The 25,540-nt window shown below is 47.2% G+C and carries 22 protein-coding genes and 1 tRNA gene; 4 read left to right on the forward strand and 19 right to left on the reverse strand.

The genetic code is table 11. The annotated features are described in order from the left end of the window. Nucleotides 1–6: 6 nt before the first annotated feature. From ACE04G_RS28070 to ACE04G_RS28080, 3 genes are all read right to left on the reverse strand, one after another. On the reverse strand, nt 7–3,975 hold the full coding sequence (locus ACE04G_RS28070; RefSeq protein WP_449004642.1) for a S8 family serine peptidase: 3,969 nt from the start codon (nt 3,973–3,975) through the stop codon (nt 7–9). Nucleotides 3,976–4,368: 393 nt separating this feature from the next. After that, entirely contained in the window at nt 4,369–5,139 is a 771-nt protein-coding gene (locus ACE04G_RS28075) for a class I SAM-dependent methyltransferase (protein ID WP_449004641.1), read from the reverse strand. Nucleotides 5,140–5,338: 199 nt separating this feature from the next. Continuing rightward, nucleotides 5,339–5,412, reverse strand: a tRNA-Arg gene (locus ACE04G_RS28080). Nucleotides 5,413–5,692: 280 nt separating this feature from the next. Between ACE04G_RS28080 and ACE04G_RS28085 the strand changes: the two genes are divergently transcribed. Further along, nucleotides 5,693–5,986 (forward strand): magnetosome magnetite crystal formation protein family, encoded by a 294-nt coding sequence (locus tag ACE04G_RS28085; protein ID WP_449004640.1) that lies wholly within the window; start codon nt 5,693–5,695, stop codon nt 5,984–5,986. Between the two features lie 165 nt (nt 5,987–6,151). Here ACE04G_RS28085 and ACE04G_RS28090 read toward each other — a convergent pair whose 3' ends face one another. Together ACE04G_RS28090 and ACE04G_RS28095 are read right to left on the reverse strand one after the other, a co-directional pair. Further along, nucleotides 6,152–6,508, reverse strand: coding sequence for a hypothetical protein (locus tag ACE04G_RS28090; protein WP_145325244.1), 357 nt, complete (start codon nt 6,506–6,508; stop codon nt 6,152–6,154). A 30-nt stretch (nt 6,509–6,538) separates the two neighbouring features. Continuing rightward, a complete protein-coding gene (locus ACE04G_RS28095; RefSeq protein ID WP_145325243.1) occupies nt 6,539–6,838 on the reverse strand; it encodes a hypothetical protein in 300 nt (99 codons plus the stop codon). Nucleotides 6,839–7,030: 192 nt separating this feature from the next. On the opposite strand from ACE04G_RS28095, the gene asnB reads away from it, so the two are divergent. Next, nucleotides 7,031–8,875 (forward strand): asparagine synthase (glutamine-hydrolyzing), encoded by a 1,845-nt coding sequence (gene asnB, locus ACE04G_RS28100; protein ID WP_221821026.1) that lies wholly within the window; start codon nt 7,031–7,033, stop codon nt 8,873–8,875. Nucleotides 8,876–9,020: 145 nt separating this feature from the next. Here asnB and ACE04G_RS28105 read toward each other — a convergent pair whose 3' ends face one another. The 9 genes from ACE04G_RS28105 to ACE04G_RS28145 all read right to left on the reverse strand — a co-directional run bounded on the left by ACE04G_RS28105 (nt 9,021) and on the right by ACE04G_RS28145 (nt 19,227). Further along, nucleotides 9,021–10,718, reverse strand: coding sequence for a methyl-accepting chemotaxis protein (locus ACE04G_RS28105; protein WP_449004639.1), 1,698 nt, complete (start codon nt 10,716–10,718; stop codon nt 9,021–9,023). A 411-nt stretch (nt 10,719–11,129) separates the two neighbouring features. Continuing rightward, nucleotides 11,130–11,990 (reverse strand): STM4011 family radical SAM protein, encoded by an 861-nt coding sequence (locus ACE04G_RS28110; RefSeq protein ID WP_221820878.1) that lies wholly within the window; start codon nt 11,988–11,990, stop codon nt 11,130–11,132. Further along, the gene (locus ACE04G_RS28115) at nt 11,987–13,375 is read right to left on the reverse strand and encodes an STM4012 family radical SAM protein (protein ID WP_221820879.1); all 1,389 of its coding nucleotides are present in this window, start codon (nt 13,373–13,375) and stop codon (nt 11,987–11,989) included. The genes ACE04G_RS28110 and ACE04G_RS28115 overlap by 4 nt, the downstream gene beginning before the upstream one ends. Nucleotides 13,376–13,422: 47 nt before the next feature. After that, a complete protein-coding gene (locus ACE04G_RS28120) occupies nt 13,423–14,208 on the reverse strand; it encodes an STM4013/SEN3800 family hydrolase (protein ID WP_221820880.1) in 786 nt (261 codons plus the stop codon). Further along, nucleotides 14,201–15,454 carry an STM4014 family protein gene (locus ACE04G_RS28125; protein WP_221820881.1) on the reverse strand — a complete coding sequence of 418 codons (1,254 nt, stop codon included), beginning with the start codon at nt 15,452–15,454 and terminating at the stop codon, nt 14,201–14,203. The genes ACE04G_RS28120 and ACE04G_RS28125 overlap by 8 nt, the downstream gene beginning before the upstream one ends. 21 nt (nt 15,455–15,475) lie before the next feature. After that, a complete protein-coding gene (locus ACE04G_RS28130) occupies nt 15,476–16,318 on the reverse strand; it encodes an STM4015 family protein (RefSeq protein ID WP_221820882.1) in 843 nt (280 codons plus the stop codon). Between the two features lie 353 nt (nt 16,319–16,671). After that, the gene (locus ACE04G_RS28135; protein WP_036605875.1) at nt 16,672–17,295 is read right to left on the reverse strand and encodes an XTP/dITP diphosphatase; all 624 of its coding nucleotides are present in this window, start codon (nt 17,293–17,295) and stop codon (nt 16,672–16,674) included. Between the two features lies 1 nt (nt 17,296). Beyond that, nucleotides 17,297–18,052 (reverse strand): ribonuclease PH, encoded by a 756-nt coding sequence (gene rph / locus ACE04G_RS28140; protein WP_017692572.1) that lies wholly within the window; start codon nt 18,050–18,052, stop codon nt 17,297–17,299. A 119-nt stretch (nt 18,053–18,171) separates the two neighbouring features. Beyond that, a complete protein-coding gene (locus tag ACE04G_RS28145; RefSeq protein ID WP_210109903.1) occupies nt 18,172–19,227 on the reverse strand; it encodes a GerMN domain-containing protein in 1,056 nt (351 codons plus the stop codon). 272 nt (nt 19,228–19,499) lie between these two features. Here ACE04G_RS28145 and ACE04G_RS28150 point away from each other — a divergent pair, with 272 nt between their 5' ends. Next, a complete protein-coding gene (locus ACE04G_RS28150; protein WP_017692570.1) occupies nt 19,500–20,066 on the forward strand; it encodes a phosphatidylglycerophosphatase A family protein in 567 nt (188 codons plus the stop codon). Nucleotides 20,067–20,227: 161 nt separating this feature from the next. On the opposite strand, the gene ACE04G_RS28155 is transcribed toward ACE04G_RS28150, so the two are convergent. The 5 genes from ACE04G_RS28155 to ACE04G_RS28175 form a co-directional block, all read right to left on the reverse strand. Further along, the gene (locus ACE04G_RS28155) at nt 20,228–20,881 is read right to left on the reverse strand and encodes a ferric reductase-like transmembrane domain-containing protein (RefSeq protein ID WP_449004638.1); all 654 of its coding nucleotides are present in this window, start codon (nt 20,879–20,881) and stop codon (nt 20,228–20,230) included. 36 nt (nt 20,882–20,917) lie between these two features. Then, nucleotides 20,918–21,961 carry an FAD:protein FMN transferase gene (locus tag ACE04G_RS28160; RefSeq protein ID WP_449004637.1) on the reverse strand — a complete coding sequence of 348 codons (1,044 nt, stop codon included), beginning with the start codon at nt 21,959–21,961 and terminating at the stop codon, nt 20,918–20,920. Next, nucleotides 21,958–22,374: a hypothetical protein gene (locus ACE04G_RS28165; RefSeq protein ID WP_449004636.1), complete on the reverse strand. Its 417-nt coding sequence runs from the start codon at nt 22,372–22,374 to the stop codon at nt 21,958–21,960. Before ACE04G_RS28165 ends, ACE04G_RS28160 begins: the two co-directional genes overlap by 4 nt. A 198-nt stretch (nt 22,375–22,572) precedes the next feature. Beyond that, nucleotides 22,573–23,556, reverse strand: coding sequence for an MBL fold metallo-hydrolase (locus ACE04G_RS28170; protein ID WP_449004635.1), 984 nt, complete (start codon nt 23,554–23,556; stop codon nt 22,573–22,575). Nucleotides 23,557–23,583: 27 nt separating this feature from the next. Continuing rightward, nucleotides 23,584–24,327 carry a class I SAM-dependent methyltransferase gene (locus ACE04G_RS28175; RefSeq protein ID WP_339305486.1) on the reverse strand — a complete coding sequence of 248 codons (744 nt, stop codon included), beginning with the start codon at nt 24,325–24,327 and terminating at the stop codon, nt 23,584–23,586. Nucleotides 24,328–24,559: 232 nt separating this feature from the next. Between ACE04G_RS28175 and ACE04G_RS28180 the strand changes: the two genes are divergently transcribed. After that, nucleotides 24,560–25,435: a DUF72 domain-containing protein gene (locus ACE04G_RS28180; RefSeq protein WP_339305488.1), complete on the forward strand. Its 876-nt coding sequence runs from the start codon at nt 24,560–24,562 to the stop codon at nt 25,433–25,435. Nucleotides 25,436–25,540: the final 105 nt, after the last annotated feature.

A 25,540-nucleotide genomic window follows, 5' to 3' on the forward strand; every position in this document is an offset into this window, starting at 1 on the left:
ATGAACTTACTTCACTTTTACCTTAATCGTGTCTGTGCTGGTCACTCCAGCTGCGTTAATTAACTCTGCCCGATACGTATACGTGCCCGATGCTTTCCCGGACAGTGTAGTCACAGCACTTTGCGCATTAGGTGTAGCCGAACGGAGTTCTTGCGTATCTATCAACTTATCATTTTCATAGAGACGATACTCTGTAGCGTTGGTCCCCCACCACAGGTTCATGGTCACCTTATAATGGCCGTCGCCATCCCAGTTATCGTGAGAAAGAACCGCTTTGCCTGGCGTTGCGTTGGTAACCCGAACAGTCAATGTCTGACTCCGCGTTGTTCCCTTGTCGTTGGTCAGCTCAGCCACGTACGTATACGTGCCATTGGCTTTGCCCGTGATCTTCGTCTGAGCAAACTGCGCCCAAGGTGCGTTGTAAGTCAGCTTCTGCGTATCAATCAAAACCCCGTCCTCATATAACTTGTAGCTAGTTCCGTTCTCACCCCACCACAGGTTCATGGTAACGATATACGAGCCCTCTGGCAGGCCGTTGCCTACCCAGTTATTGTGAGACAACACAGGCGTACCTGGGGCCTTGGTTGCCGGAGTTTCAGGTTCAGTCTCCACGGCTTCCAATTTCAGTGCCGTATTGGCTGTGCCCGCAAGCCCCTGTTGGTCTTTTACTGTAAGTTCAACAGCATACTCACCGGCTACAATCCCCTCCAAAGGAAGGCTGAAGCTGCCATCAGCTTGTACTTCAAAGACTCCTTCTTTATAAACCGAACCATCCTCTTTTTTCACAACATACGTTGCTTCCAGGGAAGCGGCCGGATCAAACGTGATGTCCCATCCGCTGGCAAGCGCAGGAGCTACACGGAAGTACAAGTCTTCCACGCTACCATTAAGAACAACAGGCTCATCCTCTCTGAACTCCAACGCTTCTGGTGCAGTTACAGCCGGAGCTGTCTTTTTCACCAAAAATGGCGAAGTGTCTTCCTTATAGGTTTTGCCGTCTGTACCAATAGTAGTGATGTCTACCGTATATAAACCATCCGGAATCTCAGTCACTTCATCGGTTGTGTAATCTGCATATGAGCCGTCCCAAGCAAGGTTGTATCTTGCATTGGCATTGAAGTTAAAATAGTTACCAAAGATGGAGCCGATATAACCATCTTGATAATATCCACCTTCCGGATTAAGACCATCATAGATCTCAATCAGGGCAAATGTCATTGGATTATAGAATTCCATCGCTACATTAAGGGTATCCAACGTACCATCAGCCTTCAATGGATAGTGGAATGGATTTTTCTCAGTGCCTTTTACGGTTTCAATATATTTAACCCCGCTCAACGTAACGTTGAAATGAGCAACATATGGCACAGTAAAAGTATTGGTTCCGTTTGAGAATTCAATGTATCCTTGTGCTTCTGTAGTTGCAGTAACCCCTCGTGGAACGGTGATTGTTACTGCAAGTTCTTCTTCACCATTCAGTGTGAAGGAACTCTTGTCTACCGCAACGGATACACCAGCGACATTACGAGTTGGATTCACATTTACGGTGTAATCCCCTCCACTACCATTAAGCGCTTCAACTTTAATCGTTTTGGTAATCGTCTTTTCATCTGTGCTCAGGAAATTACCGTAGTTGATACTTCCCGTGATATTCTCCTTCTCAACAACAGAGCCACTTTCTGTGTATTGAGTTACATCAAGCACTTTGACAAAAGCAGCAGGATCTATGGTATTTACAGCCTGAATACGGCCAGCACCTTGATCAAATACATCAAACTTGGTTGTATCCAGCACCTTACTATTGTTCATCAGTGCAACTTTGATATCAAATGGTGTCCATTCCGGATGTTTCTCGATCAGCAGCGCAATCAAACCAGCTACATGAGGTGTAGCCATACTTGTACCTGATTTACGATCATAAGCTTGTGCATAATCTGCGTCCGGCTCATCCTTGCCGTAGGCAGGAATCGTAGACAAAATGCTTGTACCTGGTGCAACAATATCCGGTTTGATGTCCAGTGTGACCTTTGCAGGTCCACGTGAACTGGATGAATTCATTTCATCGCCCGGAGTTTGGGAACGTTCAAAATCACTAAAGCTCACTTCAACGGCTTGGCCTGCGTCCAGCTCAGCCTTGATCACATCTCCATCTTCCTTGGACATGCTCAGTGTTGGAATGAGTTCAAAGTTATCGCCCAGACTTACACCGATTGGGCCGGGAATGTTGTTATATACAATAACAGCCAAGGCTCCAGCCGCTTTAGCATTGGCGATTTTCTCTACAAATGCGATTTCACCACGCTGTATTAATGCCACTTTACCTGTAAAATCCTTGCCTTCAAAATCAGTTGGCTTACCCAGTGCTGCAAATTCAAGTCCATATTTGCCTGTCAAAACAGTTTCAGGGTCTGCAGACAGGCTCCATCCCATCAGATCCAGACGGTAAACCGACTCTGTAACAGCCAGTGGAGCTTCAGTCGGAGCAATTACAGACTCTTCTTCCACAGGAGCAGCTTCAGGAGAAGCTTCAACCGGTGCAGAAGGTGATACAGATGGAGTATTTTCAGTATTTTCTTCTGTTGTAACTTCTTCTACATTCGGAACTTCAGCTTCGTTAGAAACTGTGTCCTCCACAGCTGCTGCACTTTCCTCATCAGCAGTTGCAGGTACACCTTGCTCCGAACCTTCTGGCTCTTCTGTTCCAGGTGCCGTACCCAGTTCAGGAGATTGTTCAACCTCTGGCACCGGTTGTTGTTCAGGTTGTGCCTCTTCGCCTTCCTCACCAATCCAGAAGTGGGTATCGGCTGTAATCACCTGGCTAGGTCCTGTAGAGTTACCTACTGTAATGGCCATTGCAGACGCACCCGGAGAACCGAGTGTATAACGGTTGGGACCACTGTTACCACTTGCAACAACCGCTGTCACGCCAGACAGCATGGCATTGTTCAGGGCAACTGAAGTAATATAACTCGGATCGTTGGCGGCGTTACCTAACGAGAGATTAATTACGTCCATGCCATCTTGAACAGAACGATCAATTCCGCCGAGTACCCATGAGGTTTGACCACTACCATACGGTCCAAGTACACGGTAAGCATAGATATCTGCTTCAGGAGCCACACCAACAATACCGTAGTCCCCCGCCTCGCGAGCAGCAACGGTACCCGCTACGTGCGTACCGTGGGAGGTATAATAGGCGCTTCCAGTATCATTGAACTCAGGTTCACCCGAAGCTTTCCATTCTTGATATGTCGCTTCATACGGATCATTGTCGTTTCCAACAAAGTCCCATCCGCCTTTGTAAGCTTCCTGCAAATTAGGATGTTCATAGTCAATCCCTGTATCGATGACGCCGACTTTAATGCCATTTCCTTTGTAACCCAGATCCCATACTTCAGGTGCACCAATAAAAGGCGCTGTGTCTTTCATATACGGGTTCACTTCATCTGTCTCAGGCGCTATTGTAACTTCAAGGTCAGGATATACGCTGACCACGCCAGGTATTTGAAGCAATTGTCCCACCTGGTTTCCTTTAAGTTCAATTGCTACACCATTCAGGGCATATGCATATTCTTCCAATACTTCATGTTTGATTTTCTTCTGAGTGAGGCTATGTACAAATGACTGTTGTTGTTGCTCAACTTGAGTCACAGCCTTTGTTTCCATAGAGGAGGTAAAAGATTTTCCAGAGAGGGTTGATTCACCTTGCGCTACTGCAACAGGTTTATTGGAAAGCTCAACGATCACTCGGGTGTTCTCTCCACCCAGACCTTCCAAGCTTTTATCCAAAAATGGATCTGCGGCAAGTTTTGCTTCCCGTCCTGCAAGAATCTCTCTCCATTGTTTGGCTTCGGCTGTACTGGGTAAGTTGTCAAGCTGAATAACTGAATCTGCGGGAGCGGCTCCAGCCGCGGGGAGAATAATGGAAAAGACCATCAGAACACTTAATAACGTGGATATCAATCGTTTACTCAAGGCTTAGCCCCTCCTTTTAAATGTGAATACCTCACCAAATGATGGGTTCCTGCTGTTTGTGCGTACTGCAATACACACTCCAATTTCACCGCCTATCTGCAAGAAGGATTGACCCTTGGTAAATTATTCTATCAAAATACCACATTTTCCTTCTAAATACTTACAAATATGATATAGAAATTACTTATATGGGTCTTGAGTATGATAAAATTACCCATTTGTAATTATTTGTCGTTTGAATATTCCACTTTTAAAATAATGCATCAAAAAAACCAAGAGCCTCTTTATCCGAAAGAGATTCCTGGTGTATAGGTGAAGCGTGGTTAGCATATAAAGGAATTGCGATAATTCGTTTAACATCGATAAAATTGCTACACATCACAAAATTCTACTTTATTCTGACTTCACGGCTTCAATACGCAGGCGCTTGTAATCGGCATACATCGCATCATCTTTCCAAAGGTGAGACATCACGATCTGACTGGTTTCATGACATATTTGTTGTATCTCTTCATGATTGAGCCCTTCAAAATAGTCCCCTCCAAAATGAGTCAACCAGCCTACTATACCTTGCTCACCATCTTCCAATCTGGTTGGACGGTCATAGTGATAGGCATGACGCACCACAAATCCACGTTGCTCTAAAATATGGCTATATTCTCCGATCGAAGGAAAATACCAAGGGTTGCGTTCCGATGCACGAATGCCCGTGTTTCGCTCCATAACCTGCTCTAATGCATTCACAATGGTCTGCACGTTCCCTTTACCACCAAATTCTGCTACAAAACGCCCTCCAGGCTTCAAAGATTCCCATATACTATCCACCACTAATCGCGGGCTTCGCATCCAGTGCAGGGCTGCATTGGAGAAGACGGCATCATACAGTCTATTCGTCTCAAACTGATGACCGTCTCCTTCCACGAACTCAAGTTCAGGGAATTTCTTCCTCGCACGGCGAATCATGTCCGTCGATGCATCCATGCCAATAACTTCAGCTTCGGCCAGAGAAATTTCATGTGTCAAATCCCCCGTCCCGCAACCCAGATCAAGGATGTATTCCCCTTTTTGGGGTTGAAGCCAAGAGATCAGGTTTTTGCCGTATCCGGACACAAAAGCCAGTTTGTTGTCATACTCATCTGCTTGCCATTGATTTAATGATTTCATGAATACCACCGTCGCTTTCGTTATTGATATCCTCATTGTGGCATAGAATTGTTTATTATTTAAATATATAAATTCTATATTGTTTATAGGTATAACCAATAAAGGTGCTAACGAAGCGGATGCTCCGACGAACCATCAGGTACTCTCTTCCCCTGAACGAAAAACAAGAAGCTTCCCGAAGGAAGCTTCTTGTTCTCTACGTCCCAGGAGGGATTCGAACCCCCGACCGACGCCTTAGAAGGGCGTTGCTCTATCCAGCTGAGCTACTGAGACAAATATGTATAATAAATTTTCGGCGCGGTTCTTATTATACTCTGATTTCTATATTTTTCAATAGTTTTATAAAAAAATTAATAATTACACTTATAACTGTACTTTTCCGTGTTATTATCATACTCCAGTACCCTTCGGAATATGATAGCTTGAACCGGGCTATATTGAGGAGATGGGTACTTCTTGAGCAGGATTAACATCAGACATTTTCAATGTCAGGATTGCTGGGTAATCTTTTGCATACATACATTTCAATGTTCCATTGAAGGAGAGAATCGTCATGAGACAACTTTTATCAGCCCTATCCTATTTTAGCATTTTCTTTGCCCCGTTCCTGTTTCCGATCATTATATGGATTATTGCCAAAGATGCTTACATTGAGGGACATGCCAAACGCGCCTTATTCTCTCATGTATTCCCGTTTCTCGCTGCCATTCCGCTATTTTATTTCTTCGTGACAGCGCATAGCCTGGGTTCCGCCGTCGGGTTTGTCATCCTATTCTTTGTGATCTACGGATTAAGCTTTGTATATAACGTGGTCAAAGGGATTCAAGTGCTTCGTGAGTATGCTTGATTACCTCTCCACCTGGATCTGACCTCGCATAACAAACCCCGCCGTTCAACAACGGCGGGGTTTTCTAGTTTAGGTGCATTATAGAAGGTCAATGTGTACGCTGTACAGTTCAACGTCTAGCTCCTATCCCGCAATCACCACATGTTGTTGCAGGTGTCTTCCCTGTTAAGCCTGCCCAATCAGATAGCGCTGAAGTGTTGGACCAAGCAAACCAAAGGCAAACAGTTCACTTTGAAACCGAGCTTTATCTTCTTCGGCAGTAATGCCTTCGCTGTTCTCAAAGGCGGTTTCTGTCGCCTCTTCAAATGCGGTATGCATATTATTGTTATACCAGTCGATCGCCGAATCGGAGTGATTACGTACAATTCGAACAACTTCCAGCGAATTTCCGGGCTGAGTGGAGGCCACGTATACAAGTAATGACGGGTCTCCGGCATTTCCAGGCTGCACTTCAACCTCTGCACAGGACAACCCATCTACCTCAGTTAATCTGCGTATTTTGGCATCTTGAATGGCATACATTCGTATCGCGCTCCTTTTCCTTTGTGCTTATCATGTACTTTGTTCAATCTGGTATCGCGTCTCTGGTGTACCCAATCGATAAATCTCCCGATACACCTGTTGTAATACCGTTTCATACGCCCGGTTTACGGACTCCTCCGGTGTATCTGGCCATGGGAATACCATGCCAGGAAAGGCCTCTTCCTCCTTTTCCTGCATGAGATTGAGCAGTCCCAGTAATTGCTCCGCTTCCTGTGGTGTTGCCTGAATGATCCATTCATACGATGTTACAGACGGATCCGGAATAACGGAGCGGCCCATGACAGACACATAATACTTCATACTGTCCATTGCATGTTCTCTCCTTCACAGGCATGTTGAGGCCGTTGTCCCTAGAACTAGTTTCCGAAGAGGACAGACATTTTATGCCTGCTTTCGGCATATATTTGTTACGACCTCTGACGAAAAGACAACATTTGCTGGTTGCCAGTAACTAAGCAGCCATACGGATGAATGACTCGACCAAGAAAGGATGAACAAACCATGTGCGGTATTACCGGCTTCATACAGTGGAATCGGGATTTGACCCAGGAATCAGAGCTGCTGGTCCGTATGACGGATAGCTTGTCGAACCGGGGGCCTGACGCTTCAGGTACATGGATCTCCAATCCTTGTGCCTTTGGACATCGGCGTCTTAGTGTAATGGACCCCGAGAACGGCGCACAGCCCATGCATGCGTTACAGGGAGATACCTCCTATACCGTCGTGTATAACGGAGAACTATACAATGCACCCGAGTTGAAAAAGGAATTGCTCCAGCGGGGGCATCAGTTCCGCACGCAATGTGATACGGAAGTGTTGCTCGCCTCTTATATTGAGTGGGGACCGGCATGTGTTGACCGGTTTAACGGTATTTTTGCCTTTGCCATATGGGATGGGGGACGCGAACAGGTTTTTATCGCACGAGATCGCCTTGGCGTGAAACCTCTGTTCTACAGTAATGCCAAAGACACTCTCGTATTTGGTTCAGAGCCCAAAGCTCTACTTATTCACCCTGATGTGGAAGCCGCTGTAGGCCCGGAAGGATTGGCCGAAGTGTTTATCGTAGGGCCTGCACGGACACCAGGACACGGCGTATACTCTTCACTGAGCGAACTCAAGCCCGCGCACGCGCTGATCTATAACCGAAACGGTATCCGAACCTATGCCTACTGGAAACTGGAAAGCCAGAACCACGAACATAACCTGGAAGAGACGGCAGCCGAGGTACGCTCTCTCTTGCAAGATACACTGGAGCGCCAGTTGGCTTCGGATGTTCCAGTATGCTCTCTTTTATCAGGAGGACTGGACTCCAGTGCCTTGTCTGCATTAGCCGTGGATTATTACAACCGGACCGGGCAAGGCCAAATCAGTACGTATTCTGTCGATTATGTGGATAACGCCAAGCATTTCCAGGCGCATTCCTTTCAGCCGGGTGCAGATGGTCCCTGGATTAAGCGAATGGTGGATGAACTCAAGACCGACCATCACTGGATTGAGATTGAGAACGGAGAACTGGTTCATGCACTGACACAGGCCATGCTAGTCAGGGACCTGCCAGGTATGGCAGATGTAGACTCCTCGCTCTATTTGTTCTGTAAAGAAATCAAAAAAGGGGCCACCGTTGCCATCTCAGGCGAAGCAGCGGATGAAGTGTTTGGCGGTTACCCCTGGTTCCATCGAGAAGATATGCTGAACTCCGGTACGTTTCCGTGGTCTGTAGCGCCTGATATGCGAGCAGCATTGTTATCCCCGGATATTCGGGAATGGATTCGGCCACTCGATTATTTGGCAGACCGCTATTCGGATGCAGTGGCTGAAGTGCCTCTGTTGGACGGGGAAACGGGTAAAGCTGCACAAATGCGGGTGATGTCATACCTGAACATTACACGTTTCATGCCTACACTTCTGGATCGCAAAGACCGGATGAGCATGGGGGCAGGACTGGAAGTGCGGGTACCTTACTGTGACCATCGTCTGATCCAGTATGTGTTTAACATCCCTTGGGAAATGAAAATAACGGGCGGACGGGAAAAAGGTATTCTGCGTAAAGCACTCGAAGGTGTCCTTCCTGACGATGTGTTATATCGCAAAAAGAGTCCGTATCCGAAAACACATAATCCACAATATCTGGCCGCGGTCAAACAACAGGTACTTGATATCCTGGATGATCCCACTTCGCCGATTTTGCCTTTGATCGACAAAACTCAGATCCGGAATCTTGCGTCTTCACCAGATGCAGCTTCCAATCTTCCCTGGTTCGGACAGTTAATGTCGGGTCCCCAGTTATTTGCTTATCTGACTCAGATCAATACCTGGTTGCGGACATATAAAGTCGCTATTCGTTAAATCATGTTATGCATTGATTCATCAAGGTGAATTATTTAAGGGTGCCCAAACAGTAACTACTGTGTTTGGACACCCTTTATTACTTTTTTATAAGAATCTCTGTACGTATGCGTTCGTTCTTCATCCACATTCCACTCAGTTCAATTTATTGCACTTTGAAACGACTGACGGTCTGTTGCAACTGTTCTGCCATCAAGGAGAGATCATTGGCTGCGGAAGCAATCTCCTGCATCGCAGACAACTGCTCCTCAGAAGATGCACTCACTTCTTCTGTTCCGGCGGCCCCCGTTTCGGTCACTTCCATGATTGTTTTCATAGACCTATTAATCTGTTCTACCCCTGTTGACATTTGCTCAATTGAAGCAGAGACTTCCTGTGTTTGCCCCGCTACGCCCCCAACCGCCTCACGAATTTCATCAAATGTGGCTCCCGCCTGGTGAACAAGTGTAATCCCCTCTTGAACCTCTGCGGATACAACCATCATAGATTCAGCAGCATTTCGCATTCCCTTCTCAATCGATGCCACCAATGGAACAATTTGATTAGCAGAAAGCGCAGACTGCTCAGACAGCTTCCGAACCTCTGTAGCAACAACCTGAAACCCTCTTCCCTGTTCGCCAGCTCGTGCAGCCTCAATAGCAGCATTAAGGGATAGGAGATTCGTCTGTGCTGATATTTCCGAGATGCTGTCCACCATTTTAACAATATCCTGAGAGTGTCTGCTCAGTTCCTGGATCACGACCGACAGATTCGACACCGTCCCTTGTATAGAATTCATTTGACCTATCGCAGACTGAACTGACTCGCTACCCGATATTGTTTTTACGGAGACTTTGGTAGCTTCTTCAGACATATGGAGTGTGTTCTCCGTAACTTGTTGAAAGCCTGTCGTTAACTCATTCATCGTCTGGAATCCATCACTCGCCATTCGAACCTGTGTATCCATACCTGTTGCAATCTCACCCATTGTGATGCCCACTTGCTCTGTGGCGGTTGCTGTCTGTTCGGTGCTTGCCGTCAACTCCTCTGAAGAGGCAGCTACCCGTTCTGCACTGTCTCCTACCTGATGAATGAGTGTACGCAAATTTGCAGACATGATGTTAAAGGCTTGGGCGAGATCACCAATCTCATCCTTGTTACGGACCACAATAGGCTCACCAGTCAGATCTCCGTCTGCAATCCGGCTCGCGGATTGGGCAATAGCAGCAACAGGCAAGGATATCATTCTGCCAATGACATACGTCACAAGTGCCCCGATTAGAAGAGAAGCCACTCCAATAATTGCAATCCACCTAAGGACCTGCACAATCTGAAGATTAGCCTCCACAACGCCTGAGTTCATGGCATCTTGTTGATGCGTTTCCATACCTTCCACAATGCCTTCAAATTCAGAGATCAGACTTGGGGCTGTATCCTTCAGTAATCTTGAGATTTCACTGTTATTCCCCTGTCTTGTCAATGTCATAATCTGCTGCGCAAGTTCATAATATTGGCTCATCGCTTCATCCGATCGTGAAAGGTAATCTTTCATCTTTGAACTTGAAACTGATGATTTTAATTCTTCATTTAATGCTATGTAATCTTCATAAGCTTTATTAAATGCCTGTTCGTTCTCCGCACTGTCTTCCAGAATATAATTTCTCAAAGCAATCTGCTGTGATTTAAGATCAATCGACATATTTTTAATGAGTAATAGTTTGCTTGTTCTATCATTAATTAATTCTGTATACGTTTTCTCAACGGCTATAAACTGCGTATATGTTATAACCGTTATAGCCACCAATAATAACAGCACAGATGAGAAACCCATAAGTAATTTACGGCTAATTGAGATTTTTTTCATGTGTACTCCCCCGAAAGTTCAGATAACGTGCATGATACTCCTACATCCACCCTCCTTTCAATTAAATTGAGACTTTAGACCCAATTAAAAATATAATTCGCGATTATATGTACAAATACTATTCATAAAAGGGTCTTTTTTCCTATTCATACTAACCCATAAAATATAAAAATTGAATCATAAACTTAAAAATATTATTTTTCAAAATTGTCAAGGCCCTTTTAATAAAGAACACAAACACTAACTCTAGTCCCGTAAAACAAAAAAAACACCTTCCAGAAGGCAAGTCCAAACCAAAGGTCTGATCCTGCCTATACTAAAAGATGCGTTTGAAGTTACGCTGATATGTGGTTTAGAAACGAATAACCCTATTCCAGCTCCCCAGTGGAATAGCTAAATATGAAATGCCGGTCAACGAATCAATACCGGATTACGTTCAAGTAGCCCGCTGCCAAAGGTTTCTCTGAACGGGGAATCCTCCATATGGATATAACCGATGTAACAGCCACATTTTTTCATGCGACAGGGCCGATCCGCTGCCAAAGCCTGCAAACCATCGCGGTACAGATGTCCAATGATACGGCGATCCTTATAACACCTTTTCACATGCCCGGACCCCTGTACATAAAATACTTCCGAACCGGCAGAACATCGTTTGCCCAAGCTTTCATAATCCTGCAGATTACCTTCAAAAAGCGGATCAAGCCCACGTAAAAACTGAATCTCTTCCGGTGTGTAATACTTGGGCCGATCTTTGAAGGCATTGACCCACATATACACATCATCCGGTAAAGCCTGTCTCATCGACTCGATTGCGGGGAAAGCACTACGGAGTCCGACAGTACCGACACTAAAAGCAAGTCCCATCTGACGCAAGGTCAGACATTGTTTTACAAAAGAAGCCTCTTTTGTCTCACGAGGATGATACGTCGCCCAAAAGGCTGCTTTATTCGCATCCAGCTCCCTCGCCCAATCCAGTTTGACGGACAGGTTGGTTTGAATTGCAACTTTATCCACATGTGGCATATGTGACAGCTCAACCATCGCTTCCCTGTACCACCGACGCACCAAAGCTTCACCATAGGGATTAAAGAAAATAGAAAATTGGTGTCCCTCAACTTCCTGCTCGCTCACCCAATTCACAAATTGACGCAATTGTTGTTCATCCACTTCCAACGTCTCTTTGGAATCCACGGTTTTGCTAAAAGGACAGTAGGGACAGTCGTAATTACAGGAAGACAACTTCCCCCGATAATACAAAGTCGCTCTCATGAGAAAACAAACCCTTCCATCTGTTCACGAATTTCGGCAGATATAAGCCAATCTCCAATCGCATCGGAGTAACCTAGTCCTTCTTCTGTCAGACGCAGCACCTGCTTGTCCTCATCACTCTCCAACTCCGCCATGCCCTCTGTCAACAGTTCAGCCAACCAGGCATAGTCGGACATCACATCGGTACCAAAGCGCTGTTGGTAGTCAGACAACGTCAATCCCTCGCGATGCAGCAAGGCTTTCAGAATAAAGCGCCGTCTCTGTTCCTCACGGCTTAACACGATGCCATAATCCGCCACATCGTAGCGCTCGGTCGCCACATAATCGGCAATGATGCTTTGTGTGGCCTTGTAACTCACGCCATACTTGGAAGCATAATGTACTTCACTCGTATAAGAGCGTGCGCCACATCCCAGACCAACCATGCCCTCCTCCTGACAGCTATAAGGCAGAAGCACTTTGGAGGACGACTGTTCTTTGGCAAATCTGCGCATCGAATATTGCACATAACCTTTACTTTTTAAAGTCTCACGTGCAGCTTTATACAATTCCATCCGGATGTCAGGTCCCTGACGGCGAATATCATCAGGCTTCACGATTGTATTTTCCCGTGTATACAAGGGATAGATAAAGATCTCGCCCGGTTCGTAGGCCAGAACTCTTTCCAATGAATAGATCCACGATTCCACCGTTTGACCTGGCAAACCATAGATCAGATCCAGATTTAACAACGGGAAATCATACCGAGTAAGCTTCTCAAGCGCTCGTTCGACCTCCTGCGGTTTTTGTGGACGATAGATGGCAGATGCTTCAGCTTCAATAAAACTCTGGATGCCCATACTGATACGATCCACACTTCGTTCCTTCATGATGGCCAGCTTGGCTTCCGTAACGGTATCCGGCGACGTTTCCACCGAAATCGATGCTTGCGCAGGGTCCAGCCCCATCACATGTTCAGCAATTTCAAACAGACGATTTAACTGAACCTCATTTAATAATGTAGGCGTTCCTCCACCAATCGCGAACCGTGAATACGGTTTTCGAGATGTAATAGGTGCCCACTGCTTCGCCTGACGCTCCAGTGCATCCACATAGCGTTCATGTGTATCATCCCGTCGATCCGGCAGTGTGAACAGATTACAGAATCCGCAACGAGCAGCGCAAAAGGGAATGTGCATATATAAAAAATACGTATCGGTATTCTCTCGTTCCCACAGTGGCCCCAACGGTAGTGGTGGGTCAAGCTCCCGATAGGCGGTCTTGTGTGGGTACGAGTATAAGTAAGAACGATAAGGGAATGCCAGTACTTCACTGAGACTTGTAGCTATATTGGATCCGGACTGTGTGGAATGGCCTGTTGTTGTATATTGTATATGTTTCTCCATCGGTTTCCTCCTGTCTCCGGTTGTTGTCCTCATAAGATCAATACATTCTATACTAAAAATTCACGGTAAGGTACCGTCCACACCACATCATGTGCGAGCCGATGTCCTTGATACCCGTCTTCACCGTAAGCTGTACCATGATCGGAAAAAGCCAGGCAATACGCAGGCCGGGCGCGTTTACTCATCGCCTCGAACAATGGTCCAAGAGCCTCATCTACATATCGAAGTGCAGCCCTTTGAGTTTCCACCGAGTCCTCCTTGGCTCCTTCCACAAAGTAACGATTGGGTCCATGAATGGCAGACACGTTCAAAAACATAAATATCTTTTCATCCGGCGCTGTCTGTTCAAGCAACTTTAATGCATGCTGTACCTGATGCTCTGTTGATTTGGGGTTGGTTACCCCAAAGTTCATTCGCCAGTAGCTCTGTTGGAAATAGCCGGGCAATACTTTCGCAAGCGGGTTTTTTTTCGTAAAAAAGATGACACCGCCAATACAGATGGTACGGTAACCTTCAGCTGCGAACCCGGATACGATATCAGGTGTATCAAACAGCCAGGTGTGTGGATGTGTTTTGAGCCCAGAATTCCGGGAATGAAATAGCCTAACATGAGATGCCTTGTCCGTATTAGCAGGAGTCGGCATAAAACCACCAAAAAAAGCATGGTGTGCTGCATATGTAAAACTGCCCGGGGTATGACGTTTCTCCCACGGACCCGAACCACACAGATTAGGACAATTCTCCTCTTCCAGCTTGGCTACGTCATATCGTAACGTATCCAGCGTAATCATTAACAGATCATGGGAGCCCACAATGGTGTTCATATCAGGCATGTTGAATAGGCTCCTTTCGTAAAAGTTCCATTTCCCACTCATAGGTTCCGAGGCCATGATGCTCAACTCTGTATAACAGATCTCCAAACGGATTCACATCCAGCACATAAGCACGCGGATTCGAACCACTAGTAAGCATCACATCAATCCCGGCTGACCACGAGTTGGGAAATGCAGACATGGCTGCTTGCGCTGCCGTCCTAACCAGCGACATCCGCTGTTCATCCAGCTCTGCTTCAGCAGGCAGCATACGTTCATTACGCAGATGCAGATTGGTAATCGGCGTACGGCTCAGCCGCATAATCGCGTGACCTGCCTGTCCACCTGCAACCAGTTGGCGAATATCGTAGGCCCGCTGATCAAGCGTGGCTTTGGGCATCCATCGTTCAATCTGTGCACCTTCTGCACATAACCAGTTCATCAGCGTAGCAATCTCTTCACTGCGGGTATACTTGCGTAGACGTCCTTCATTGAAGAAAATCGTCTTGCCCTGTCTCTGTTCCATCCCCATCGTTGTTACAGCGATTTCATCACCCGTTCGGGGATTGACTTGATAGGCAACAACTCCTGAAGCCCCGGAGCCACACGCAAGCTTCACAAACACACGATGCATCTCGGCAGCCTTCATTGAGCTACGCAGGTCCATATAATTGCGGATTGGCTGCGAAGATGGAAGCGCCGGAGGTACATCAACTCCATGTGAAGATAGATGCTTCTGACATGTTCTCTTGTCAAACATCAATTGGATATCGGCGGGATCATTCATGAATCGGACTTCAGGCCATATTTCCCGAGACTCACGGCCGATTAGATCCAGACATGCTTTCCAGCCACGGAACCACTGAGCAGGAGCGTAGATTCTTCCCCACTCCTGTTCCAGCGCAAGTGCCTGTTCTGCGGAAAATTCTTCTGCTCCCATTTCACCCGTTAATGTTGTCGATGACGTATCGTTCACAGCTCCAAGGAACAGTAGGTCACGCTCCACTTCCCACTCCTCACCAGGAGCATCAATCCGAATCAGGGGTACGGGCAGATTGGAATCTACTGTATCAGCGATGGTTCGACCCTGTCTCCAATTCTGGAGCAATTGAGCATATGGCAGTACAACCGCAGGTTTCAAACCCAATCTATGCCTAGCCTCTTGCAGCCCTTGTGTTCGTCGGTTATCAGGGTTTCCGATCAATAAAAAGGGCTGATCTTGCGTTAGATCATACACATCTATTGGCTGGTGCAGTCTTTCATTCATTCCCTTTACACCTGACATCAACTATTCCGTTAAGGATGGATAACGCCAGTCATCCTCATCACTCTGTTGCTGGTCGCTAACATCTACAGAAATACCCGATTGGTTCCAGCGACTGATCATTTCATTGGTCATGTAATGGTAACTTAGATCAAGATGTTTCAGTTTCTTGATCTTGTCACTGGCAAGCAACGCTTCAGCCCCTTCATCGGACAACGTTCCTTGCGATAGATCCAGTACTTCAAGTTGATCCAGAATAGGTGCTTCAGCTGCTGCTTTGGCAATCTCGTCCTGAATTTCACTGTCTTTCAGACCCAAGTAAACCAGCTTTGGAAATAATCCTTTTTCTAGCAAAGGGAGTACATCTTTAAGTGATCCATCGAAACCATAATTATCCACACCCAGGTACAGTTCCAGTTTACGCAATTCAGGCAACTTGGCATGGGTGATTGAAGATAACACGTCTTTCGGCAGCCCACCACAAATAATAATTAATTCTTCAAGCTTGGCATGCTGGAGTGGTTCCAGACTGAGGCCGCTACTGCCCATTACAGAGAATGATTTTAATTCTGGAAAGGCACCTAACAGTGGTGTGAGATTTGTCTGGATAATCCACGATACTTCACATTCTTCAAATCCCATATCTCCAATAAACAGTTTCTTCAATGACGGAAAGCTTGGAGCCGACTCGACGAGCGTACCCATGAACTCATCAGGCGAATTTTCATAAGCCTGTCCCCAATCTCCGATGACCAGACTTTCCAATGAGCTGGCCTCCGGTTTAGCCGCCAGTTCTTTAATTAACTTTTCCATACGAATGCCGTCCTCGTAATCATCGTAAGATACAACAAGCTTCACTTCTTGCATGAGTGGATCCCTCCGTTTAAGGTCATATGTGATTCGTTAGTTTGAATGTTAACCCATACCACACAAGGCTTGCAACTTCTTCCAACTCCAGTCCCAATGAGATTCCCAATCGTGCAACGTAAACTAATTTTCATATAGGTATAAGAACATACGTTCTATTATATAGTCACAGAAAATAGCCCTCACCATTAGGTATATGGATGGACCTCACCAAACCCGATCAAATACTTCATTTCATACAAAAAGCGTTAATGGCGGATGAACCATCCCATCGGAATGCTTCTGTCCTTCCATTAACGCTTTGATGTTCACATATCATGAAGTTAAATCAAGATGTTCTGTTCCGTTTAATCTCAGCCTTCAAGTCTGGATACAAGCGCTCTCAGCGCGTGACCACGGTGGCTAATCGCCTGCTTTTGCTCAAGCGTCAGCTCTGCCATCGTCAGCTCGTATTCAGGTACATAAAAGAGTGGGTCATATCCAAAACCGCCAGCACCTGCAGCTTGAGCCGTGATCCAGCCTTCCGCAGTGCCTTCCGATTCATACTTATCACCTGTTGTCGGATCGTACAGTACCAACGCACAGACAAAACGAGCCGGACTTAGCAGCGGCTGTTCGGTGTCCTCACCGGATTTTAACGATTCCAGTGTCTCCAGCAACTTTGCATTATTCTGTGCATCCGTTGCTCCTTCGCCTGCATATCTCGCTGAATATACCCCTGGCTCACCATCCAACAGGTCTACGCAAAGTCCTGAATCGTCTGCCAGAACAGGCAATCCAAGCGCATCACCAACCGCCTTGGCTTTCTTCCAGGCATTCTCCGCAAACGTTACGCCATCTTCTACCACATCCGGCAGCTCCGGATAGTCAAACATGCTCTTGACCTCTTTGCCAAGCGGTGCGAAAGCATGAGCGAATTCACGGACTTTACCCGCATTGCGGGTTGCAACAATGAGGATTGGGCTGTCCAAACTCATCTTAAGCTTCCCCTAATCCACGCGCGCCGATCTTGAGCGCAATCGGTCCGAGCACTTCTTTTTGACGCTCGATCATCTCCAGAATTCCCTGTTCGCCCAGTTCCAACATGGCGTTCAGCTCACGGCGATCAAATGGTGCTTCCTCACCTGTTCCCTGAAGCTCAACGTATTTACCGCCGCCTGTCATCACCAGGTTCATATCCACCTTGGCTTTGGAATCTTCATCATAGTTCAGATCCAGTACAGGCTGTTCACCCACAACACCCACACTTACTGCTGCAATGAAATCCGTAATCGGGAACACTTGCAGTTTGTGCTGTTGGGAGATCTTGTTCACGGCAAGCGCCAGCGCTACAAACGCACCGGTAATGGACGTTGTGCGTGTGCCTCCGTCAGCTTGAATGACATCACAGTCCAAGGTAATCGTACGCTCGCCAAGAGCCTGCAGATTAACTACCGAGCGAAGTGCCCGACCAATCAGACGCTGGATTTCCATGGTGCGTCCAGTTAATTTGCCACGATTGGCTTCACGTTGGTTCCGGGTATGTGTTGCACGTGGCAACATGGAATATTCAGCTGTTACCCAGCCTTTACCTTGCCCTTTCATAAAGGGAGGAACACGTTCCTCCACTGTAGCTGTACAGATCACCTTTGTATCTCCAACTTCAATCAGTACAGAGCCCTCGGCGTATTTATTCGTGTTCACTGTTAAATTCAGCGGGCGCAGCTGTTCGCTGGTTCGTCCGTTTGATCTCATATTTTCTGCCTCCTACGACTTAAGCATCCTGTAATGTTGAACTTATTCACACTTTTACGAATCCCTTATATTTTACCAAAGAGTTCGGTTAAAAGCATCCTTAAGCATTTCTTCGTTCATTAAATCGGAATTTCGTTGATATATTCAGGCTTGGAAACCGGCGCACTGTAATCCCTGTTATCGTCACCCATGACCGTTTTTTGGCCATTCCATTCGATCTGCACTTTGGCATCCTTACTGGCTGTGTTCTCCGCAGTGGTTAATACGACAGACTGTAACAGCTCGCTTGGCACGATATCCCCTTCGGCAAACATATCATCTTTCAAGGCAACCGTTACCGTGCCATCCTCTGCCGTTTTGACCGATTGCAGCTCCGTTCCGCCTGTCATGACCTCTTCCAGTTCTCCACCTTTGTCAGGTCCCTTGATCAGCTCATTCAATGCTGCCTGCACCCGATCTTCACCAGGTGTAACCAGACGTGTCACCGGAACATAATATTGGATGCCTGCTGGTGAAGCAGCGGAGAAATAGACCGTGACCGGGCTGCTATTCGTCACAAACGTATCACCCAGATCCAGATTGATTCCCACAGCCCGATTCAGCGGTTCAGGCAGCGGCGTGCTGTTTACCGGCATTTGCGTTAACTTTTTGCCATCCACCCAGATCTGCACATTCTCCACATCAGGTGTTCCCGTCAATGTCCACGTGACAGCTTCTAGCATTTTCCGTTCTTCCTTCGCATCATACTTGGCAAAATTACCCGAGAACTCAACGACCGCCAGCTTGTCATCCGCGTGAATCGTTACATTCTGCACAACCGTTCCCTGTGGGAGAACGCCCTGGAATCCTTCAGGCAGCATACCCGCATAGGCCCCGCCTGTGACAAGTGTATCCAGTGCTGTCTTCGGACTACTTGCGTCTGTTCCGGAAGGAAGTGTCAGGGATACCGGAGCGAGCAGCCCCTGCTGGTCTTGCAGATATACCGTCGTTAATGGGAGCATTGCGAGTGCACCATTTCCTTCGGCTGCCTGAATCATGGCTGCTTCCTGAATGGGCGGTGGTGGATCAACAGCTTCGGAAGACTGTGCTCCAAACATGCCGCAGCCTGACAATACCATAGGAATACTCAGCAGCGCTGCTGCCGATACCGTACGCAAAGATTGGATCTTTCTCATGATCACGTTCCCCCTCATCATTTTTACAGTTTGTACTACCATGTATACGAGCCTTTGTCCAAAAAATAACTAAAAGATAATAAGAAAAATGTCTATCAACGCACTTTCACGGAAGACAGACCGTGTTTAGCTGAAATTTTCCATGTGGTAATCGAATTGTTCAACTTTACTGAAACTTATAATTTTATTATCTTAAAGAAACGTAAACCAGGTTAATAACGTATTAGGAAGCAAGAGTAGGGACATTGCTAACTTCAGAGGAGGAATCGCCCATGGAACATCCTGAGCAAGAAAAAATCCCTTACAGCCTGAATAGCCGCAAGGTGGCGGAGGCCACAAGGGAATGGCTGCATAAGCGGGGCGTCACGATCCCTGAGATCGCAGAGCTGGTCATGTTATTGCAGCAAAAATATTATCCAGGTCTTACGATGGAAGAATGTATCGAAAATGTGGAGATGGTTCTCCGTAAACGTGAGGTACAGAATGCTGTTCTGACCGGGATTCAGCTTGATATTCTGGCAGAACAGGGGCAGCTCATATCTCCTTTGCAGGAGATGATTGAGAACGATGAAGGACTGTATGGCGTGGATGAGATTTTGGCATTCTCCATCGTCAATGTATATGGCAGCATTGGATTTACGAATTATGGTTATGTGGACAAGCTAAAACCAGGGGTGCTTGAACGACTGAATGACAAGAGCCTGGGCCCTGTCCACACGTTCTTCGATGATATTGTCGGTGCGATTGCATCAGCAGCGAGCAGTCGGATCGCCCATCGCAAACAATCCGAGCTTGAAGAAGCACTGGGAGAAAAACCTGTCAGTGATGACGCTGTATAATGCGTAACTCGTTTCATATCTGAAGCCATGTGGAACATTGGACATGCGTATGGATGCTTCGTGAAATAACTGTTCAATAAAATAACTGTTCATGGAAAAAGCGGCCAGATGGCCGCTTCTTTTGCATGTGTAACGATACATATTGGATAACCCACATGTTATTATTTCAGATGTTTAGGTCGTACCGTTCCCACCAAACCAAAACCTTCAACCCAATTCTGCTCGGCAGATGAACCAGATGTTGCCCGTTTCGGTCCAATCGTGATTTCCGGGCCTTTGCGCTCTCGCAACATGCCACGCAGCACGGTGATACCGAGGATGCTGAGTCCGGTAAATACATACATCATCCGCATGATGATATTGCCAGAATCCGTTCCGGTAACCATGCCGTGAACCAGCAGACCAATGAACACTGGATAGGACAACATGTGGAACATGAACCACCATTTACGGCCCAACTTGTTCCGCAGATCACTGGATAACAGGACAATCACTAATCCGTAGAAGGCTAGCGTTCCCAGACCACTGCCGATCGGATGCACGGAGGCGGTAAAAGGAATCAGAAGTTCTCCCCAGCTAAATGGGCTGTAATGATCAATATATAACGTTAATGCGTGCACGAGTCCAAGTCCGAAGGCGAGCCAGGTCGTTCGAGTATGCCATTTGAACATGTCTGCTTTTGGTTTGCCTTTGGCCAGAGGCATCCCTTGCGCAATGCCCAGAAACACACCGGCAAAGAGCAGCACATAAGCAGCAATTCCACTAATTCGAATGATATTCCACGTTGGCAGGTAATCTACAATCCATTGTGCCATAACCGGCTCCCCCATATCTGTTAGACTTGTCCTCGTTTATAATAGACTGAAGCGATGATCCGGATCAAAACCAGGCCAGTGCTCAGCGAGCGTATCCGTATTCCCTCTAAAATAAATACTCCCATCCCGTGTCATCCACAGGACGTCATGCCGATCGTAATGTCGGTTTAACCAGCCCACGGCTTCGGCACTCCCCAAAATGCAGACCGTCTTGGCAATGATCTCGCATTGCGAAGCATGCTGTCCCATAACGGTACACTGCAATACGTCCGTATCTGCAGGCTCCATCGTCCGGGGGTCAATGAGGTGGTGTGCAAAGCTTCCATCCGTATTCTGCCATTGTCTGCGGGAAATACCCGAAGTGGCAACAGCTCCTCGCTGTATACGGATCGCTCCCGACACAGCACCCTGATTCTGCAAAGGATCTGCTACCTGCAAGGTCCACTGGGAATGGTCTGGTGAACCCCATACTTGAATATCTCCACCCGCGTTAATCAACCCCGCTGGAATATGCAATGTTCGCTGCAACCAGTCTGCGATACGCTCCACTGCCCAGCCCTTAACAATGCCTCCCAGGTCTAACTCAGCTCCGGGGTCCAGATGAACCATCCGGCTACCTTCCCGCTGAATCCAGCTCGGACGGCTGTGGTCATGTCGATCTTCCATCCAGCTTGATGATTCAGGTGTTCTCGTTCGCAATATGCGTTCAATTAATGGACGTTGCAATTGTCGTTGCTGCACCTTCTCGAAGCTTAGATCATATCCCGAAGCCTGAAGAGCCTGCGAGATACCCGGTTGAAAAATCCCTTCAGTCAGCCCAATATATCCATAGGCCAGACTCAAAACTTCATCCATCGCAGCGGAGATGGGCATCCATCCGGTTGAAGCATTCAGACGATTTAGTTCACTGTCTGCTACAAATCGGCTGAAACGCTGCTCCTGCGTCTCAAACCAATTCTTCACCACGGTTGCTGCATGTTCAGCTTCTTCCCGTCCAGCGGACAGTTGCACTTCAATATCCGTGTTCATCGCACGGAATTGAAATCGGAGCGGACGAGCAACTTGCTCCGTGCGGCTCATGATGCACCTGTGCGTGACTGATAGTTGCCACTGCTGTATCCGGAGTCTGTACCCTGGTTATTTTGCCCGATACGCTGAGAATCTGAATAATTCCCCTTGTTACCCGTGCTCTGATCTGGCCCAGCTGCTTGTGTGCTATCAGTTGTTCCAATATATTGACTATAATTATTGTCATTGTCCTGCGTGTTCCAGTTGTTGCTGTCCGTTGTACTGTTGATCCATTCATCCATCACATCATCATGCGTATCCACCTGGCTTGAAGCAGTAACACTTGTATCTGTGCCATTCGCTGCTGCATAGGCCACATCAAAGGCATCCGAAGTTCTTACATATTGAAAGAGTGCAGCCACAGTCAACGTTGCTGCCGCTGAAGCTTGCCATTTTCTCCATTGATTCCGTTTTCTTCTGGTCATCGCTCTTCCCTACTTTCTTTAGGGTATGTCTCAAGACACGCCCTAGCGAAGTTCATAGATGTATCATAGGCGCGCTGGCTTAAAAATAGATGAATGAACCGTTAAGAGAGGCTAAAAAGGCCCAGAACAGGTGAATTTCCTGTCCCGAGCCTCTATATAAGATCGTATTATCATTCCATATCGATATCATCATTCCGTTTAGATTTGAAAATAGAACGTGCCATCCGGTTGCTGCTCTTGCTTCACTAGTTCGCGTCGAATTAACTCCTGCAAATGGGCTAACGTCTCACTCATGGCAAACCGCAGTTGATGGGTACCCAGCCGATTGCCAAACATGTGCACACAGATATCGTACGCATTCGCCGGTGACTCCTGAATTCGCTCCGTCATCTTCTGAAGACGTTCCTCGTGATGAGCCAGCAATTGTACTGTCCGTTCGTTGAACTGGGCAAAAGGATTCCGATGCCCCGGATACGCCTGCTTGACGTTCAGCTCCCCGAGACGTTGCAATCCTCCCATATAAGACAATAATGGCTGAGGGTCACTGCCGGGTTGCAGACTGATATTCGGTGAAATCTGTGGCAAAACTGCATCTCCGCACAGAATCTCCATGGACTCCGGCGCATAAAAGGATAAATGGCCTGGGGCATGTCCACCCGTCTCCACAGTAACCCAACGTCTCCCGCCCATATCGAGCCACTCGCCATCTTCAATGGTTGTCACATTTGGAAGTGGCGTGATCTGCGAAGTAAATGCCTTCATATGTTCATGTATCTGCTCAGTCTTGTCTTCCGGCATACCATGACGACGATAAAAATCAGGTAATAATGTATTAATACGTGAATCAGGTCCCCACATATAGTCGGCCTCTTGGCGGGAGCGTGTGGACATTCGAACGGGTGCCCCCGTCATCTGTTGCATCCAACCCGACAACCCAAGATGATCGGGGTGATGGTGGGTGAGTACAATTTGACGAATATCGCTAAAGGTCAGGCCAAGATCTGCCAGCGCTTCACTCCACTCCTGTTCTGTTTCCGAATTACGCGGTCCCGGATCTATAATAGTTATCTTCCCATCCGGTTCTGATAACAGATAACTGTTCACCCATCGTAAGGGAAACGACATGCTGATCTTAACCCGGTGTATGCCCTCTGTCATGGACATCTCTTCTGTGCGCTTCATGTTATCCCCCTTCCAGACTGTCTCTGTTCACTCCACAGGACGACGACCCACAAAAATCATGCGCGGAGAAGTCTGCTCGTCATATTTCTCTTCGTCATAGCCGCCATGTACCTGATCTACCCGGAGTCCGGCGGCACTTAACATCTGACTCAGTTGTTCCCGTGTGTACAACTTCACACGCTCCTGATATACCCGTGGTTCATGCCCGGATGTGGTATCCGTAATACGAATTTCCTTTTGCACAAATCCATCCTCAATCTTGCGGTACTCCTCAATTCGCTGTCCTTCATCCTCTCGGACGGAGTGCGGAACCAGATGACGAGTCACATAAGCCGTATTCATAAAATCAATAATGTAGCTGCCACCCGGCCGAAGCATGCGATGAATGGCACGTAATACTTTCAATTGTTCTCCGTCCTCAAGGAAATAACCAAACGATGTGAACAGATTGACTACGGCGTCGAAGCCACCTTTCAGCGGGAGTTCACGCATGTCCGCAAGACACCACGATACTCGGTGTTCAGTGTCCATTAGTCGGGCTTCGCGCAAAAGCACATCAGAAAGATCGACCCCGGTCACTCGTAATCCCGCATCAGCAAGTGCCAATGAGTGCCGTCCCATACCGCAGCATAGATCCAATACTTCAGAGTTAGGCTCAAGCTTCAACCATTTGATCATTTTATGTACTTCCTGATAGGCACCCTGCACATCCCGGTGCTTGTATACGAGCAGATAATCTTCTCCAAAACTCTTTTCATACCATTCCGTCATCCATTCTCGCCCTCCACTTGGTCACTGGCTCTCTATCTGTAGTACGCTTTGTTCAGGCCTCATCATTTCCCCTAGCTTTAATGTATTGTAACGTCTTTATTCTGCAAACTCAAAAAATTCCAGTAAGTTTCCAACATTGAAGAGCCAAAATGCACACGATATAATGTTAGACATATGCCTGTAAATCGGTTAATTATAAGAGGTTGTTCAAAAAGCAACAGGAGGTGTTCTTATGATTCGCATTGGACTTACCGGATGGGGGGATCAGGGAGATCTCTATCCAAACCGTACCAAAGCCAAAGACAAGCTCAGTCTATACGGACAATACTTCTCCACTGTGGAGGTGGATAGTTCCTTCTACGCCGTTCAGCCGCGGGATCGAATGGCACGGTGGGCTGCAGAGACGCCCGAATCCTTTGCTTTTATCATCAAAGCCTATCAGGGAATGACCGGACATCTGCGAGGCAAACCCTACTTCACCAGCACGTCGGAGATGTATAAGGCTTTTCGAGAATCACTAGAGCCCGTCATTGAAGCTGGCAAGATGCAGGCAGCCTTGTTTCAATATCCGCCCTGGTTTGAGTGCAATAAGGACAATGTCAATGAGCTTCGTGAAGTGAAACTTCGAATGGAGGGTATTCCGTGTGCCCTCGAATTCCGTCATCGTAGCTGGTATGAAGGTGACATGCGAGAGCGCACGCTTGCGTTCCTGAAAGAGCAAGGCTGGATTCACAGCGTCTGTGACGAACCTCAGGCGGGTTCAGGTTCCATTCCCATCGTGCCACAGGCCACGGATTCGGAGATGACGCTCGTGCGCATGCACGGACGCAATGTGTCCGGGTGGCATCAGAATGGTGCGCCCAATTGGCGCGAGACCCGTTACCTGTACCGTTACAACAAGGAAGAGCTGTTGGAGTGGAAAGGGTATCTGGAGCAGTTGCAGGAACAGAGCAAGGATGTCTATGTTATTTTTAATAACAACTCCGGTGGCGATGCAGCAGCGAATGCCCAGATGATGATGGACCTGCTGGATCAGCCGGTGAAGCCTTTCCCTGACCGTTCTGAGCCTGAGCAGGAAGAAGGACCGGAACAGCTGGAATTATTTTGATCGGTATTAACGACGGAGTTATTCACATTATAGGGTGAAGGTACGTGTATGTTATTGCTATCATGCAGATCGGATTCGAAATTGGAATCAACTAAAAGCGGCAAG

Source organism: Paenibacillus sp. AGC31, assembly GCF_057334655.1.

Excerpts from the sequence above, each read along its gene's own strand:
- ACE04G_RS28170 (WP_449004635.1), bottom strand. The coding sequence starts at position 23,556 with ATGAAGCGCACAGAAGAGATGTCCATGACAGAGGGCATACACCGGGTT.
- ACE04G_RS28110 (WP_221820878.1), bottom strand. The coding sequence starts at position 11,990 with ATGAGAGCGACTTTGTATTATCGGGGGAAGTTGTCTTCCTGTAATTAC.
- ACE04G_RS28075 (WP_449004641.1), bottom strand. The coding sequence starts at position 5,139 with ATGAAATCATTAAATCAATGGCAAGCAGATGAGTATGACAACAAACTG.
- ACE04G_RS28150 (WP_017692570.1), top strand. The coding sequence starts at position 19,500 with ATGGAACATCCTGAGCAAGAAAAAATCCCTTACAGCCTGAATAGCCGC.
- ACE04G_RS28155 (WP_449004638.1), bottom strand. The coding sequence starts at position 20,881 with ATGGCACAATGGATTGTAGATTACCTGCCAACGTGGAATATCATTCGA.
- rph (WP_017692572.1), bottom strand. The coding sequence starts at position 18,052 with ATGAGATCAAACGGACGAACCAGCGAACAGCTGCGCCCGCTGAATTTA.
- ACE04G_RS28175 (WP_339305486.1), bottom strand. The coding sequence starts at position 24,327 with ATGACGGAATGGTATGAAAAGAGTTTTGGAGAAGATTATCTGCTCGTA.
- ACE04G_RS28130 (WP_221820882.1), bottom strand. The coding sequence starts at position 16,318 with ATGCAAGAAGTGAAGCTTGTTGTATCTTACGATGATTACGAGGACGGC.
- ACE04G_RS28180 (WP_339305488.1), top strand. The coding sequence starts at position 24,560 with ATGATTCGCATTGGACTTACCGGATGGGGGGATCAGGGAGATCTCTAT.
- ACE04G_RS28120 (WP_221820880.1), bottom strand. The coding sequence starts at position 14,208 with ATGCCTGATATGAACACCATTGTGGGCTCCCATGATCTGTTAATGATT.
- ACE04G_RS28095 (WP_145325243.1), bottom strand. The coding sequence starts at position 6,838 with ATGGACAGTATGAAGTATTATGTGTCTGTCATGGGCCGCTCCGTTATT.
- ACE04G_RS28115 (WP_221820879.1), bottom strand. The coding sequence starts at position 13,375 with ATGGAGAAACATATACAATATACAACAACAGGCCATTCCACACAGTCC.
- ACE04G_RS28160 (WP_449004637.1), bottom strand. The coding sequence starts at position 21,961 with ATGAGCCGCACGGAGCAAGTTGCTCGTCCGCTCCGATTTCAATTCCGT.
- ACE04G_RS28125 (WP_221820881.1), bottom strand. The coding sequence starts at position 15,454 with ATGAATGAAAGACTGCACCAGCCAATAGATGTGTATGATCTAACGCAA.
- ACE04G_RS28105 (WP_449004639.1), bottom strand. The coding sequence starts at position 10,718 with ATGAAAAAAATCTCAATTAGCCGTAAATTACTTATGGGTTTCTCATCT.
- ACE04G_RS28135 (WP_036605875.1), bottom strand. The coding sequence starts at position 17,295 with ATGAGTTTGGACAGCCCAATCCTCATTGTTGCAACCCGCAATGCGGGT.
- asnB (WP_221821026.1), top strand. The coding sequence starts at position 7,031 with ATGTGCGGTATTACCGGCTTCATACAGTGGAATCGGGATTTGACCCAG.
- ACE04G_RS28165 (WP_449004636.1), bottom strand. The coding sequence starts at position 22,374 with ATGACCAGAAGAAAACGGAATCAATGGAGAAAATGGCAAGCTTCAGCG.
- ACE04G_RS28085 (WP_449004640.1), top strand. The coding sequence starts at position 5,693 with ATGAGACAACTTTTATCAGCCCTATCCTATTTTAGCATTTTCTTTGCC.
- ACE04G_RS28145 (WP_210109903.1), bottom strand. The coding sequence starts at position 19,227 with ATGAGAAAGATCCAATCTTTGCGTACGGTATCGGCAGCAGCGCTGCTG.
- ACE04G_RS28090 (WP_145325244.1), bottom strand. The coding sequence starts at position 6,508 with ATGTATGCCATTCAAGATGCCAAAATACGCAGATTAACTGAGGTAGAT.